This is a genomic window from Kitasatospora sp. NPDC057015, from assembly GCF_042673745.1.
GTDB lineage: Bacteria > Actinomycetota > Actinomycetes > Streptomycetales > Streptomycetaceae > Kitasatospora.
The window spans coordinates 1-14,195 of sequence record NZ_JBHUSG010000034.1; the positions used below are offsets into that span (position 1 = coordinate 1).

Annotated in this window: 11 protein-coding genes and 1 pseudogene; 9 read left to right on the plus strand and 3 right to left on the minus strand. The window is 74.9% G+C overall.

Features of this window, described 5'->3' with window-relative positions; translation table 11 throughout:
• Positions 1-125, minus strand: a pseudogene (locus tag ACFTWP_RS27010) (amino acid ABC transporter ATP-binding protein); the annotation flags it as partial.
• A 587-nt stretch (positions 126-712) separates the two neighbouring features.
• Between ACFTWP_RS27010 and ACFTWP_RS27015 the strand changes: the two are divergent.
• Together ACFTWP_RS27015 and ACFTWP_RS27020 are read left to right on the plus strand one after the other, a co-directional pair.
• Positions 713-1,564, plus strand: coding sequence for a response regulator transcription factor (locus ACFTWP_RS27015; RefSeq protein ID WP_380267470.1), 852 nt, complete (start codon positions 713-715; stop codon positions 1,562-1,564).
• Between the two features lie 6 nt (positions 1,565-1,570).
• Positions 1,571-2,992 carry a sensor histidine kinase gene (locus ACFTWP_RS27020; protein WP_380267471.1) on the plus strand — a complete coding sequence of 474 codons (1,422 nt, stop codon included), beginning with the start codon at positions 1,571-1,573 and terminating at the stop codon, positions 2,990-2,992.
• An 84-nt stretch (positions 2,993-3,076) separates the two neighbouring features.
• Here ACFTWP_RS27020 and ACFTWP_RS27025 read toward each other — a convergent pair whose 3' ends face one another.
• Positions 3,077-4,096: a TAXI family TRAP transporter solute-binding subunit gene (locus ACFTWP_RS27025; protein ID WP_380267472.1), complete on the minus strand. Its 1,020-nt coding sequence runs from the start codon at positions 4,094-4,096 to the stop codon at positions 3,077-3,079.
• Positions 4,097-4,260: 164 nt separating this feature from the next.
• Between ACFTWP_RS27025 and miaB the strand changes: the two genes are divergently transcribed.
• A complete protein-coding gene (gene miaB / locus ACFTWP_RS27030; protein ID WP_380267473.1) occupies positions 4,261-5,757 on the plus strand; it encodes a tRNA (N6-isopentenyl adenosine(37)-C2)-methylthiotransferase MiaB in 1,497 nt (498 codons plus the stop codon).
• Between the two features lie 158 nt (positions 5,758-5,915).
• Positions 5,916-6,614 carry a class III extradiol dioxygenase subunit B-like domain-containing protein gene (locus ACFTWP_RS27035; protein ID WP_380267474.1) on the plus strand — a complete coding sequence of 233 codons (699 nt, stop codon included), beginning with the start codon at positions 5,916-5,918 and terminating at the stop codon, positions 6,612-6,614.
• 33 nt (positions 6,615-6,647) lie between these two features.
• On the opposite strand, the gene ACFTWP_RS27040 is transcribed toward ACFTWP_RS27035, so the two are convergent.
• A complete protein-coding gene (locus tag ACFTWP_RS27040) occupies positions 6,648-6,920 on the minus strand; it encodes an antitoxin (protein WP_380267476.1) in 273 nt (90 codons plus the stop codon).
• Between the two features lie 223 nt (positions 6,921-7,143).
• Between ACFTWP_RS27040 and miaA the strand changes: the two genes are divergently transcribed.
• The 5 genes from miaA (at position 7,144) to hflX (ending at position 14,062) form a co-directional block, all read left to right on the plus strand.
• Positions 7,144-8,082 carry a tRNA (adenosine(37)-N6)-dimethylallyltransferase MiaA gene (miaA, locus tag ACFTWP_RS27045; RefSeq protein ID WP_380267477.1) on the plus strand — a complete coding sequence of 313 codons (939 nt, stop codon included), beginning with the start codon at positions 7,144-7,146 and terminating at the stop codon, positions 8,080-8,082.
• 238 nt (positions 8,083-8,320) lie between these two features.
• Positions 8,321-8,821 (plus strand): hypothetical protein, encoded by a 501-nt coding sequence (locus ACFTWP_RS27050; RefSeq protein ID WP_380267478.1) that lies wholly within the window; start codon positions 8,321-8,323, stop codon positions 8,819-8,821.
• Between the two features lie 50 nt (positions 8,822-8,871).
• Positions 8,872-9,789 (plus strand): diaminopimelate epimerase, encoded by a 918-nt coding sequence (gene dapF, locus ACFTWP_RS27055; RefSeq protein ID WP_380267555.1) that lies wholly within the window; start codon positions 8,872-8,874, stop codon positions 9,787-9,789.
• Positions 9,790-10,015: 226 nt separating this feature from the next.
• Positions 10,016-12,415, plus strand: a complete 2,400-nt coding sequence (locus ACFTWP_RS27060; RefSeq protein WP_380267479.1) for a RelA/SpoT family protein — start codon at positions 10,016-10,018, stop codon at positions 12,413-12,415.
• A gap of 219 nt (positions 12,416-12,634) precedes the next feature.
• Entirely contained in the window at positions 12,635-14,062 is a 1,428-nt protein-coding gene (hflX, locus tag ACFTWP_RS27065) for a GTPase HflX (protein WP_380267556.1), read from the plus strand.
• The last annotated feature ends 133 nt before the right edge of the window (positions 14,063-14,195 follow it).

Consider the following 14,195-nt stretch of genomic DNA (forward strand, 5'->3'; position numbering starts at 1 on the left):
CCCTGGGCGATCTCCAGGTTGATGTCCTGGAGCACGTGCAGGGCGCCGAAGTGCTTGTTCACGCCGTCCAGCACCACCAGCGGGGCCGCGCCGGGGGCCTGGTCCTTGACGATGCTCGTGCTCATCGCGACGTGCTCCCTCGTGTCGGCCCTGAGGTGAACTCCACGGGGCGAAAGCGCTGATGACGTGCCGCCCGGTGAGGCGGCGTCAGTGGTCCTGGAAGGACGCCTGGTACGGCGGCCGAGTACCGGGGGCCGGAAGCCGGCGGAGCTCGCAGCCCCCGGTGGGGCGACCATAGGAGTGGTGACGATGCCACGTCAGCCGATCTGAGCGGAACTTGAGGATCACGATCCGGCCACATCACCGGTACGCCGTCCCGGTCGGGCGTCCGCCCCGCTCCCGGCCGGCCCCTGGCGCCCGGGCTCCGGTCCGGCCCCGGTCCGGCCCCGGTCCGGCTCCGCCCGGGCCCCGGCCGGTCCCGCCGGGGAGGCGGCGCCCAGCCCGCGTCCGGTGATCGCACGGGTACGTACCGTCCGCCGCGGTGTCCGGTCCGTGGCCGGGTGTGACCGAGCCTGGCGTCCGGCCACCCCGCTGGCCCATACTGCGCAGGACCGGGGTCCGTCCGGTCGGCCCGGCACGCCCGCGGGCGGTCGGGGACGGACCGCAGGACCGAGCGAAGGCCGCGGGAACGCCGGCGGGAAGGAGGAACACCATGCGACTGCTCCTCGTCGAGGACGACGAACGGGTGGCGGCGGCGCTGGTCGCCGTACTGGGCCGGCACGGGTTCCAGGTCCGGCACGCCCGCAGCGGCCACGAGGCGCTGGACGCCCTCGTGCCCGACGGCAACGAGCCCTACCGGGTGGTGCTGCTCGACCTCGGACTCCCGGACCGGGACGGCTTCGAGGTCTGCAGCCGGATCCGGGCCGGCAGCGGCGTTCCGGTGATCATGGTGACGGCCCGGGCCGACATCCGCTCCCGGATCCACGGCCTCAACCTCGGCGCCGACGACTACGTCACCAAGCCGTACGACATGGGCGAGCTGCTCGCCCGCATCCACGCCGTGGCCCGTCGGGGGGCGGCGCCCGCCGTTGCGGCCGTCGCGGTGGCCGACGAGTCCGTGCCCGCCCCCCGGGGGCCGCTGGAGTCGCGCGGCATCCGGATCGACCGCGAGCGGCGCCGGGTCAGCGTCGACGGGCGCGACGTGCCGCTCACCCGCAAGGAGTTCGACCTGCTGGCCCTGCTCGCGCAGAGCCCCGGCGTGGTCTACCGGCGGGAGCAGATCTTCAGCGAGGTCTGGCGCAGCGGGTGGGAGGGCAACGGGCGCACGCTGGAGGTGCACATCGGCTCGCTGCGCACCAAGCTCGCGCTGCCCGGGCTGGTCGAGGCGGTCCGGGGCGTCGGCTACCGGCTGATCCCCGAGTCCCCGGCCGCCGACCCCGCGGCCGATCCCGCCGCCGCGGACGCCGCCGGGGCCGCTGCCGCTGCCGCCGCCGCGACCGTCGCGCCCGGCTCCGAGCGGTCGGCGCCCGCCGCCGCGACCCCGCCGACCGCCCCGGAGCACTGACGGCTCGTGCGCACCCGCCTGCTGGGCATCCTGCTCTCCCTGATGGCCTGTGTGCTGGCCGCTCTCGGGCTTCCGCTCGGCGCCGCCGTCGCGGCGGCCGAGCAGAGCCGGGTGGTGGTCGACCGGCTGGACGACGCGGCCAGGTTCGCCCAGGACCTGCCCGACCCGGCGCCGCCCGGCACCCAGGTCGCGGCCGACCAGCCCACGGCGGAGGGCAGCCGGCGCAACGCGCTGCGCGCCGAGGTCGCCCGCTACCAGGACCTGTACGGCGCCCGGATCGGTCTCTTCGCCCGGGACGGCAGCCCGATCGCGGTCGCGCCGGCCGGCTGGCAGGTGCCCACCGCGGGCTGGGGCGCGCAGGCCTTCCAGGAGGCCCTGGACGGGCGGCGCAGCCACAACCCGCCGCAGGTCTGGCCGTGGACCCCGGAGCGCACCCTCGCCGTCGCCGCCCCCGTGGTCCGCGACGGGGACGTGGTCGCCGTGGTGCTCACCGAGTCGCCGACCGGCCCGCTGCGCACCCGGGTGCTCAACCGCTGGCTGTTCATCGGCGCCGGCGAGGCGGTCGCGATGATCGTCGCCGTCCTGCTGGCGATCCGGCTCACCGAGTGGGTGCTGCGCCCGGTGCGCACCCTGGACCGCGCCACCCACGACATCGCCACCGGGCGGATGAACGCCCGGGTCGCGCCCGGCGGCGGGCCGCCCGAGCTGCAGCGCCTGGCCGGGTCCTTCAACGAGATGGCGGACCACGTGGTGCTCGCCCTCGACCAGCAGAAGGCCTTCGTGGCGGATGCCTCGCACCAGCTGCGCAATCCGCTGGCCGCCCTGCTGCTGCGGGTCGAGCTGCTCGGGCTGGAACTGCCGGACGGCCACGACGAGGAGCTCGGCGGCGTCCGTGAGGAGGGCGTCCGGCTGGCCCGGGTGCTGGACGACCTGCTGGGACTCGCCACCGCCGAGCACGCCAGGCCGGAGCCGGAGCCCACCGACCTCACCGCCCTGGTGCTGGCCAGGATGGACGCCTGGCGCCCGGTGGCCGTGCAGCGCGGCGTCGAGCTGGTCTGGGACGGTCCGCCGCTGGCCCTCGGCCTGGCCGACCCGATCGGCTTCGGCAGCGCACTGGACGCGGTGCTGGACAACGCCCTGAAGTTCTCGCCGCCCGGTGCCCCGGTACGGCTGCTGGTGGCGGTGCGGCGCGAGGAGGTCGCGGTCACCGTGTACGACGCGGGCCCCGGCCTGACCGAGGAGGAGCTGGCCCGGGTCGGCGACCGCTTCTGGCGCAGCCCCCGGCACCAGAACGTCGACGGCTCCGGCCTGGGCCTGTCCATCGCCCGCACCCTGCTGCTGGCCGGCGGCGGCACGCTGTCCTTCGCACCGGTCGAGCCGGCCGGCCTGGCGGTGACGCTGGCCGTCCCGCGGCGTTCCGAGGGCTGAGGCGGCCGGCCGCCGTCGAGGCCGTGGGCGGGGCGGCCCGCGGCGCACCGGGCGGTCGGGCCCTGCGGGTCGCGCGGACGTGCCCTACGGCTTGACCGAGCGGTAGTACCGCCGGGCGCCCTCGTGCAGCGGCAGCGGGTCGGTGTAGACGGCGGTGCGCAGGTCCACCAGTTGCGCCGCGTGCACCTGGGCGCCGATCCGGTCGCGGCTGTCGATCACCGCCCGGGTCATCCCCTGGACCAGGCCGGTGTCGACGTCGTCCCGGGTGACCAGGAGGTTCGGCACCGCGACGGTGGCCACCGGCTCGGTCGGCCCGGCCTTCGGGTAGGTGTTGGTGGGGATGGTCGCGGCCCGGTAGGCGTCCGTGCCGCCGCCCTCGACCCGGTGCAGCACCTCGGCGAGGTCGCCGAGCGGCACGAACCTGATCCCGACGTGCTCGGAGAGGTCGGTGAGCGCGCTGGTGGGCAGGCCGCCCGACCAGAAGAACGCGTCGAGGCTGCCGGCCTTCAGCTGGTCGGCGGCGTCGCCGACCCCCAGCATCGCGGGCCTGATGTCCTTGTCGGGGTCGAGTCCGGCCGCCGCCAGCAGCCGCCTGGTGACCAGGTTCACGCCGGACAGCGACTGGCCGACGCCCACCCGCAGTCCCTTCAGGTCGGCGGTGCGGCCCACCGGGGAGTTCGCCGGGACGACCAGCTGCAGGTAGTCGTCGTAGAGCCGGGCGATCGCCCGCAGCCGGTCCTTGCCGGGGCCGTTGTAGTTGGCGACGGAGTCGGCGGTCGCGATCGCGAAGTCGTCCCGCCCGGAGGTCACCCGCTCCAGGTTGTCGACGGAGCCCTGGGAGTTGTCCAGCCGCAGCCGGACCCCGGGCATCGCGCCCGCGACGTGCTCCTGCAGCAGCTGGCCGTACCGGTCGTACACCCCGCGCTGGACCCCGGTGGCGAAGCGGGTCTCGCCGCGGGGGTACCCGGGGGACCCGGCGGCCGACAGCCACCAGCCGCCCAGTGCGGCCGCCACCAGCACCAACGCCAGCACGGCGCGCCACAGCCGGCTGCGGGCGGCCGCGCGGGCGGCGGCGCCGAGGCGGGCGGTGGGGGAGGCGGCCATGGGGGGATACTGCCAGCCCGGCGGGGAGAACGGGAGGGTCGGCCCGGGGTAGGGACCGAGTTGTGACGCCGGGCGGGCGCCCCCGGCGCCGGCGCCGGGGCGGCTCCGCGGCGTTCCGCGACGGCCCGGGAGAGGCCGGGCGCCGTGCCCTTACCCTGGTCTGTGTGAGCGGTGACAGCGGATTGAAGAGCTACAAGGTCGTCACGTACGGCTGCCAGATGAACGTCCACGACTCCGAGCGCCTGTCCGGGCTGCTGGAGGACGCGGGATACGTGAAGGCCACCTCGGACGGGGATCCCGACCTGGTGGTCTTCAACACCTGCGCGGTGCGCGAGAACGCCGACAACAAGCTGTACGGCAACCTCGGCCAGCTGGCGCCCGCGAAGACCCGCCACAAGGGGATGCAGATCGCCGTCGGCGGGTGCCTCGCGCAGAAGGACCGCGACACCATCGTGCGCAAGGCGCCGTGGGTCGACGTGGTCTTCGGCACGCACAACATCGGGCACCTGCCCGCCCTGCTGGAGCGCGCCCGGATCGAGCAGCAGGCACAGGTGGAGATCCTGGAGTCGCTGGAGACCTTCCCCTCCACGCTGCCGACCCGCCGCGAGTCCGCGTACGCCGCCTGGGTCGCCATCTCGGTGGGCTGCAACAACACCTGCACCTTCTGCATCGTCCCCGCGCTGCGCGGCAAGGAGGAGGACCGCCGTCCCGGCGACGTCCTCGCCGAGATCGAGGCGCTGGTCGGCGAGGGCGTCATCGAGGTGACGCTGCTCGGCCAGAACGTCAACGCGTACGGTTCCGACCTGGGCGACCGCGAGGCGTTCTCGAAGCTGCTGCGCGCCGCCGGGCAGATCGAGGGCCTGGAGCGGATCCGCTTCACCTCCCCGCACCCGCGCGACTTCACCGACGACGTGATCGCCGCGATGGCCGAGACCCCGAACGTGATGCACCAGCTGCACATGCCGCTGCAGTCCGGCTCGGACACCGTGCTGAAGGCGATGCGCCGCTCGTACCGGCAGGAGCGGTTCCTCGGGATCATCCGCAAGGTGCGCGAGGCGATGCCGGACGCGGCGATCTCCACCGACATCATCGTGGGCTTCCCCGGCGAGACCGAGGAGGACTTCGAGCAGACCATGCACACCGTCCGCGAGGCGCGGTTCGCCAACGCCTTCACCTTCCAGTACTCCAAGCGCCCCGGCACCCCGGCCGCCGAGATGGCGGACCAGATCCCCAAGGCCGTCGTGCAGGAGCGCTACAACCGGCTGATCGCCCTCCAGGAGGAGATCTCCTGGGAGGAGAACAAGAAGCAGGTCGGCCGCACCCTGGAGGTCCTGGTCGCCGAGGGCGAGGGCAAGAAGGACGACCGCACCGACCGCCTCTCCGGCCGGGCGCCGGACAACCGCCTGGTGCACTTCACCCGGCCCGCCGAGCCGGTTCGCCCGGGCGACGTGGTGACGGTCGAGATCACCTACGCGGCGCCGCACCACCTGCTCGCGGAGGGCCCGACCACGGCCGTGCGCCGCACCCGGGCGGGCGACGCCTGGGAGAAGCGGCAGGCCGCCCCGGCCGCCAAGCCGGCCGGTGTGATGCTGGGCCTGCCCGGCATCGGGGCGCCCGCGCCGCTGGCCGTCGCCCCGGCCGGCGCCTGCTGCGGCGACTGAGCGAGCGGTTCGAACGGTTCACCGGGCGCGCGTCGTACCGGACGCGCTTCGCAGCGGCGGCCCGGCGGGTTCTCCCGCCGGGCCGCCGCCGTACCGGCCGGGAGCCGTCGGTGAGGACCTGCCCCGGCGGGCGGCCCGCCCCGGATAGAGTGATCCGCATGCTCGTAGCCGCCGCCGTGTGCCCCTGTCCGCCGCTGCTCGTGCCGGAGGTCGCCGCCGGCGCGGCGGGCGAGCTGGAGCCGCTGCGCGCGGCCTGCGCGGAGGCGGTGGCCGAACTGCTGGCGGCCGGGCCCGAGCTGATCGTCGTGGTCGGCACCGGGCCCGAGCCCGAGGTGTGGACCGAGGGCGGGGCCGGCTCGTTCCGCCGGTACGGGGTCGGGCTGGCGGTCCGGCTGCCGTCCGGCGGCGTCGACGGGCCGGAGCTCACGCCGTCGCTCACGGTCGGCGCCTGGCTGCTGGACCGGGCGGCCGTGGCCCTGCCGACGCACGCCTGCGCCGTCCCCGCCGACTCGCCCGCCGACCGGATGACCGGCCTCGGCAAGGGCCTGGCCGGCCTCGCCGACCGGGTCGGCCTGCTGGTGATGGGTGACGGCAGCGCCTGCCGCTCGGTGAAGGCACCGGGCTACTTCGACGAGCGGGCCGAGGCCTACGACGAGGCCGTCGCGCGGGCGCTGGGCTCGGCCGATCCGGCCGCGCTCGCCGCGCTGGACGCGGAGCTGTCCGCCGAGCTGCAGGTCGACGGCCGCGCGCCCTGGCAGGTGCTGGCCGGCGCCGCGGAGGGCACGGACCTGCGGGCCCGCCTCGGCTACCAGGACGCGCCGTACGGCGTCGGGTACTTCGTGGCCACCTGGCGCTGACCGCGCCGCGGCCGGCCGGGTGACGGCGGGGCCTCAGCCGGTCGGCCCCCGGCCGTCGCCGTCGGTGCTGCCGGCGCCGGGCCCGTCCGGGTGGCCGGGCTTGTGGGCGAAGCCGTCCACCGCGCCCTTGGCCTTCGTCGCCCCGTGCTCGATCTTCTCGCTGTACTTGCCCTTGGTGACCTTGTCGATCGCCTCGCCGGCCTTGTCGACCGCGTGGTCGATCTGGTCGTTGTGCTTGCCGGTGAGCTCGCTGGCCTTCTCCTTGAGCTCCTCGGCCTTGCCCTTGAGGTTGTCCATCATGCCCATGATGACGTCTCCCGTGTCGCGTCCGGCCGCTGCGGCCCGGAGGCCGATCGTCCTTCTCCTTCACCCAACGCTGGCGCGCGCCGAGTCGTTCTCCGGCCCCCGCCGGTGCGGGCCGGGCCGGTATCGGCCGTCGAAACACCCGATACCGGTCATATCGTCTCGCAGTCGGCCCGCTCCGGGAGGGAGCGGACCGGCGCGGCGGCGGTTTTGCGAGACTTGCACCGTGAGCAGCCCCCTCCCCACCCCGCCCCGTGTCGTCTCGGTGGTCGGCGCGACCGCCGCCGGCAAGTCCGACCTGGCCGTCGCCCTCGCCCGCAGCCTCGACGGCGAGGTGATCAACACCGACTCGATGCAGCTCTACCGCGGCATGGACATCGGCACCGCCAAGCTCACGGTCGGAGAGCGGGCCGGCGTCCCGCACCACCTCCTCGACGTCTGGGACGTCACCGAGGCCGCCAGCGTCGCCGAGTACCAGCGGCTGGCCCGGGCCGAGATCGACCGGTTGCTCGCGGCCGGCCGCACGCCCGTACTGGTCGGCGGGTCGGGGCTGTACGTCCGGGCGGCGATCGACGAGATGGAGTTCCCGGGCACCGACCCGGCGGTCCGCGCCCGGCTGGAGGCCGAGCTGGCGGAGGCCGGGTCCGGCGCCCTGCACCTGCGGCTGGCGGCGCTGGACCCGGCCGCCGCCGAGGCCATCCTGACGAGCAACGGGCGACGGATCGTCCGCGCGCTGGAGGTCATCGAGATCACCGGCCGGCCGTTCACCGCCAACCTGCCCGGCAACACCGCCGTCTACGACGTCGTGCAGATCGGCGTCGCGGTGCCGCGCCCGGAGCTGGACGAGCGGATCGCCCTGCGGGTCGACCGGATGTGGCAGGCCGGCCTGCTGGACGAGGTCCGCGCCCTGGAGCGGCTCGGGCTGCGCGAGGGCCGTACGGCGGCCCGGGCGCTGGGCTACCAGCAGGTCCTGGACCACTTCGCCGGCGAGTGCACCGAGGACGAGGCCCGGGCCGAGACCGTCCGGGCCACCAAGCGCTTCGCCCGCCGCCAGGAGTCCTGGTTCCGGCGCGACGACCGCATCCACTGGCTCTCCCGCCCGGCCGGCGCGGACCCGGCCGAGCTGCTCCGGCGCTCCCTGGATCTGATCGGACATCAGATCTGAGCCGTTCTCCGGCGGTATTCGGCCAGTCGGCGGTGCCGTTGCGCGCGCAGCGTCCCGTGCAGGACGAACCGGCGGTTACAGCCGGATCACGTCATGGCCACGGATCACCCGAAGACCCCTCGGGACGCGCTGTCGGCCACCCGGGACATGCCATCATCGAAGCATTGGAGACCGGCCGCGCGGGCCGGTCGCACCGGCCGTGAGTCCGGACTCGTGTCGAACTGTCAGGGGAGGCCGCGTGTCGACGGGTACCGGCCCCGAAACCGAGCAGCTGATGAGTGCCACCACCGAAGCGGTCGAGAACCACGCGGCACTGGCGGAGATCTCCGACCTGCCGCCGCTCGACGGTCCGTCCTCGTACGCGCTGGCGCTGCCGGCGTTCGAAGCCCTCGGGCCGGCCGCCGTCGTGCACGAGCGGGAGATCCGCCCGCGTCGAAGACTCCGCTGGTGGCAGACGCTCCCGATCGCCCTGCTCGCGGCCGTCGGCTCGCTGATGTTCGGGTTCCCGCTGGCCTTCGGTTCCGGCGGGGCGATGGTCGGGATGCTCGGCCTGCTGCTCACCGCCGCCTCGGTCGGCTGGGGGGCGATGGCCGCCCGGCACGCCGGCTACAAGTGGCCCGGGTTGCCGCGCCGCGGCTCCGGGCTCCGGGCCGGCTGGCGCGCCATCGTGGTCTACACCCTGATCGCCCTGGCCTCCTGCGCGCTCGCCGTCTGGCGGGTCGTCCACCTGCACAGCTGACGCCGCCGCGGGAGCCCGACCACCGCGGCCGCCGGGTCCCACTCGGTACCATCGTCCGTGTGAGCGAATCCCCGTTGCAGCCGGCCGGCCTCCCCTTCCTCAAGGGGCACGGCACCCAGAACGACTTCGTCATCCTGCCCGACCACGACGGACGGCTGGCGATCGGCCCCGAGACCGTCGCGGTGCTCTGCGACCGGCGCGCGGGCATCGGCGGTGACGGCCTGCTGCGCGTGGTCCGCTCCGCCGCCGACCCGGTCTCCGCCGCGCTGGCCGACCGGGCCGAGTGGTTCATGGACTACCGCAACTCCGACGGCAGCATCGCCGAGATGTGCGGCAACGGCCTGCGGGTCTTCGCCCGGTACCTGGTCCACGCCGGTCTCGCCGAGCCCGGTCCGCTCGACGTCGCCACCCGGGCGGGCGTACTCCGGGTGCGGATCGCCGAGGACGCGGCCGACGGCACCCCCGGCGGGATCACCGTGGACATGGGCGCGGCCCGGCTGCCCGGACCGGACGACGTCGAGGTGGCGGTCGGCGACCTGCGCTGGCCGGCCCTCAACGTGAACATGGGCAACCCGCACGCGGTCGCCTTCGTCGAGGACCTCGACCAGGCCGGCGACCTGCTCAGCGCGCCGCTGACCAGCCCGGCGGGCGCCTACCCGGACGGCGTGAACGTCGAGTTCGTGGTGGACCGCGGGCCGCGGCACGTGGCGATGCGGGTGCACGAGCGCGGCTCCGGCGAGACCCGCTCCTGCGGCACCGGCGCCTGCGCCGTCGCCGTCGCGGCGGCCCGCCGGGACGGCGCCGACCCCGCCGTCACCGGGGAGAGCGTCACCTACACCGTGGACCTGCCGGGCGGACGGCTGCTCATCACCGAACGCCCCGACGGAGGGGTGGAGATGACCGGCCCGGCGGTGATCGTCGGCAGCGGCGTCCTGGAGCCCGGCTGGCTGGCCGCGCTCCCGCGCTGAGCCCGCCCGACGGGTCCCGGCCGCCCGGCGCGGCCCCCGGCGCGAGGCCGTGAGGGCGCGCCGGGTCGGACGGCGGGCGGTTTTGCCCATTTCGTACCGGCACGAATCCCCCCGATCGGGTGATCCCGATGACGGAAGGGAAGCGGGGCATCGCGGAACGTGCTGTCCTCGGTAGCATGGACCACCGGGTCGGCAGTCGCTCCGGTGCTTGCTGCCGGAGGTGCCGATGACCATCGAAGCCGGGCAGCCCGAGACTGGGCAGCTCAGTGTCGCGGGGTTCACAGCCCTGCAGCCCAGCGCGCTCCCGCCCGCCGACCCGCGGCCGAGCGACCCGCAGCCCGCGGACCCGCAGGCCGCAGGCGCTCCCCGCCCCGCGCGGCCCGGTGCGGTCAGACGCCCGCTCGGCGGGCTCGGCCGGGGCGCCCTGGGCCGCGCGGGCAGGGCCGCGCTGCTCGCCACCGGCCGCCAGCCCGTGCCGGACGCCATCGAACCGATCGTCCAGGCCCACCGCCGGCACCACCCGCAGGCCGACCTCGGCCTGCTCGGCCGGGCCTACCGGACGGCGGAGGCCAGCCACCGCGGGCAGACCCGCAAGAGCGGCGAGCCGTTCATCACCCACCCGCTCGCCGTCACCATGATCCTGGCTCAGCTCGGCGCCGGGACGACCACCCTGGTCGCCTCGCTGCTCCACGACACCGTGGAGGACACCGACGTGACGCTCGATCAGGTGAGCGCCGACTTCGGCCCCGAGGTGGCCTACCTGGTCGACGGCGTCACCAAGCTGGAGAAGGTGGACTTCGGCGCCGCCGCCGAGGCCGAGACCTTCCGCAAGATGCTGGTCGCCACCGGCGACGACGTACGCGTGATGGTGATCAAGCTCGCCGACCGGCTGCACAACATGCGGACGATCCGTCACATGAAGCCCGCCAGCCAGGCGCGGATCGCCAAGGTCACCAAGGACGTGCTGATCCCGCTCGCCGAGCGGCTCGGCATCCAGGTGGTGAAGGCCGAGCTGGAGGACATCGTCTTCGCCACCCTCCACCCCGAGGAGCACGCCCGGACGCGGGCCCTGGTCGCCGTGCACGAGGCCGCCCCCGACACGCTGCTGCGGCCCTTCACGGACGCCCTGGCCCGCCAGCTCGCCGAGGCCGGGGTGGCGGCCGAGGTCACCGTCCGGCCCCGGCACGGCGTCTCGGTCCACCGGGTGATGGTGAAGCGCTCCGGCGCGGCCGGGCGGGACGGGCTGCCGCAGGGCCTGCACCCCGCCGACTTCGGGCGGGTGCTGGTGGTGGTCGAGGAGAACGCCGACTGCTACGCCGTGCTCGGCGAGCTGCACACCTGCTGGACACCGCTGCCGGGCGAGTTCAAGGACTTCGTGGCGGCCCCCAAGTTCAACCTCTACCAGTCCCTGCACACCGCCGTGGCGGTGGACGGCGAGGTGGTGGAGGTCCTGGTCCGCACCCGTCGGATGCACCTGGTCGCCGAGACCGGCGTGGTCGCGCTGGGCGACCCGCACCAGCCGGGCGGACAGGGCGCGGGGCAGCCGACCGGGCCGGCCGTGCGCGACGAGCTGGACCGGACCGACCCGTCCAGGCCCGGCTGGCTCAGCCGGCTGCTGGAATGGCAGCAGGAGACGCCCGACCCGGACGCCTTCTGGTCCACCCTCACCGCCGAGCTGGCCGGCGACCGCGAGATCACGGTGGTGACGGAGAGCGGCGAAACGCTTCAGCTGCGCGCCGGCGCCAGCTGCGTGGACGCCGCGTACCTGATCGGCGAGGAGACCGGGCACCGATGTATCGGGGCCCGGGTCAACGGCCGGCTCACCGCACTCTCCACCCAGCTGGAGGACGGCGACGTCCTGGGCGTGCTCACCGAGGGCGGCGGAGAGGTGCAACCCGGCGGCGCGGCCGGCGCCGAGCCGTCCGGGCCGGCGCCCGAGTGGCTGGCCTACGCCCGGACCCCGGGCGCGCGACTGGCCATCGAGCGCTGGCTGGCCGACCACCCCGCCGGCGCGCCGGTGGTGCACACCGGCCCCTCGGCGGAGCAGCCCGCCCCGCCCGGGCCGCCGACCGCCGGCCGCGGCGCCTCGCCGGTCGCCGTCGAAGGGAGGCCCGGGGTGCCGGTCCGGCTGGCGCGCTGCTGCACGCCGGTGCCGCCCGACGAGGTGACCGGCTTCGCGACCAGGGGCGGCGCCGTGACCGTGCACCGCACCGGCTGCCCGGCGGGGGAGCGGATGCGGGCGGCCGGGCGCGGGCCGCTCGGCGTGGCCTGGGTGCCGGACGCGGTGCCGCCGTCCGGCTACCGGGTCACCCTGCGGGCCGAGGCGCTGAACCGGCCCCGGCTGCTGGCCGACCTCACCGCGGTGATGTCCGCGGAGGGCATCGGCATCGTCTCGGCGGAGGTCGAGCCGCCGCAGGAGCTCAGGGTCCGCCACACCTACACCATCGAACTGCCGACGGCCGGGACGCTGCCGCTGGTGATGCGGGCGATGCTGCGGGTGTCCGGGGTCTACGACGTCTGCCGGCCGGAGCCGGAGGGGGCCGGAAATGCGGATGACCGGTCCGGACCGGGCGTGCGACCATCATGGGGAATTCACGGCCGGTCCGCGGCGTTGCCAGGACTGTAGAAGCGTTTCCTGCACCCCGCGGTCCCGAGGGTTGCTCCGATCCGCCCGGATGGTACACGGGGCGGCAGCTGGGCAGACTCCACGTGTGGCCGTCCGACACGGTCACGCACTGGCCATCCGCACAGCTAGCCAAAGGACAGAATGACCTCCACGTTCGAAACCCGCGACCATTCCGATGACTCCTCCCGTCGCCTCGGCGACCGCCGGGCCGAGGCCCTGATGGACGAGGACCTCGCGGCCATCGACGAGGACCTCGACCGCCACTACGACGGCGACCAGTACGACCGCAGCGACCGCGCGGCGCTCCGCCGGGTCGTCGGTCTCTCCACCGAACTCCAGGACGTCACCGAGGTCGAGTACCGCCAGCTCCGGCTGGAGCGCGTGGTACTCGTCGGCGTCTGGACGGACGGCACCGTCCAGGAGGCGGAGAACTCGCTCGCCGAGCTCGCCGCCCTCGCCGAGACGGCCGGATCCGAGGTGCTGGACGGTGTGATCCAGCGCCGTGACAAGCCCGACGCCGCCACCTACATCGGCTCCGGCAAGGCCCGCGAGCTGCGCGACATCGTCGCCGCGACCGGCGCCGACACCGTGGTCTGCGACGGTGAGCTCACCCCTGGCCAGCTGATCCAGCTGGAGGACGTCGTCAAGGTCAAGGTCGTCGACCGGACGGCCCTGATCCTCGACATCTTCGCCCAGCACGCCAAGTCCCGTGAGGGCAAGGCGCAGGTCTCGCTCGCGCAGATGCAGTACATGCTGCCGCGGCTGCGAGGCTGGGGCCAGTCGCTCTCCCGGCAGATGGGTGGTGGCGGCTCCGGCTCCTCCGGTGGCGGCATGGCCACCCGTGGTCCCGGTGAGACCAAGATCGAGACGGACCGGCGACGGATCCGCGAGAAGATGGCGAAGCTCCGCAAGGAGATCGCCGACATGAAGAAGGGCCGCGACACCAAGCGCCAGGAGCGCAAGCGCCACCAGGTGCCGTCCGTGGCCATCGCCGGCTACACCAACGCCGGCAAGTCCTCCCTGCTCAACCGGCTCACCGGTGCCGGCGTCCTGGTGGAGAACGCCCTGTTCGCCACCCTGGACCCGACCGTCCGCCGGGCGCAGACGCCCAGCGGCCGGGTGTACACGCTGGCCGACACCGTCGGCTTCGTCCGGCACCTGCCGCACCACCTGGTCGAGGCCTTCCGCTCGACCATGGAGGAGGTCGCCGACGCCGACCTCATCCTGCACGTGGTGGACGGCTCGCACCCCGAGCCGGAGACCCAGCTGGCGGCCGTCCGCGAGGTGATCGTCTCGGTCGACGCGCAGAACGTGCCGGAGATCGTGGTCATCAACAAGGCGGACGCCGCCGACCCGCTCGTGCTGCAGCGCCTGCTGCGCCGTGAGCCGCACGCCATCGTGGTGTCGGCCCGCAGCGGTCAGGGCATGGCGGAGCTGCTGCGCCTCATCGACGACGAGCTGCCGCGCCCCGCCATCGAGCTGCAGGTCCTGGTGCCGTACACCCGGGGCGACCTGGTCTCCCGGGTGCACGCCGAGGGTGAGCTGCTGTCCACCGAGCACACCGGTGAGGGCACGCTGCTCAGGGCCAAGGTGGCCGCCGAGCTGGCGTCCGAGCTGGAGCGCTACACCGTGGTGACCCAGGGCTGAGGCCCGCCGCGCGGTACCCCGGGGCCCGGGGGGCCCCCCGCCGCGGCGGGCGGGCCCCCCGGCCCCGCCGCGTCCCCCCCTCCGGGGCAGGGCCCCCCCCCGGGGAGCGCGAGGGGGGGCTCACCGGGTGGCA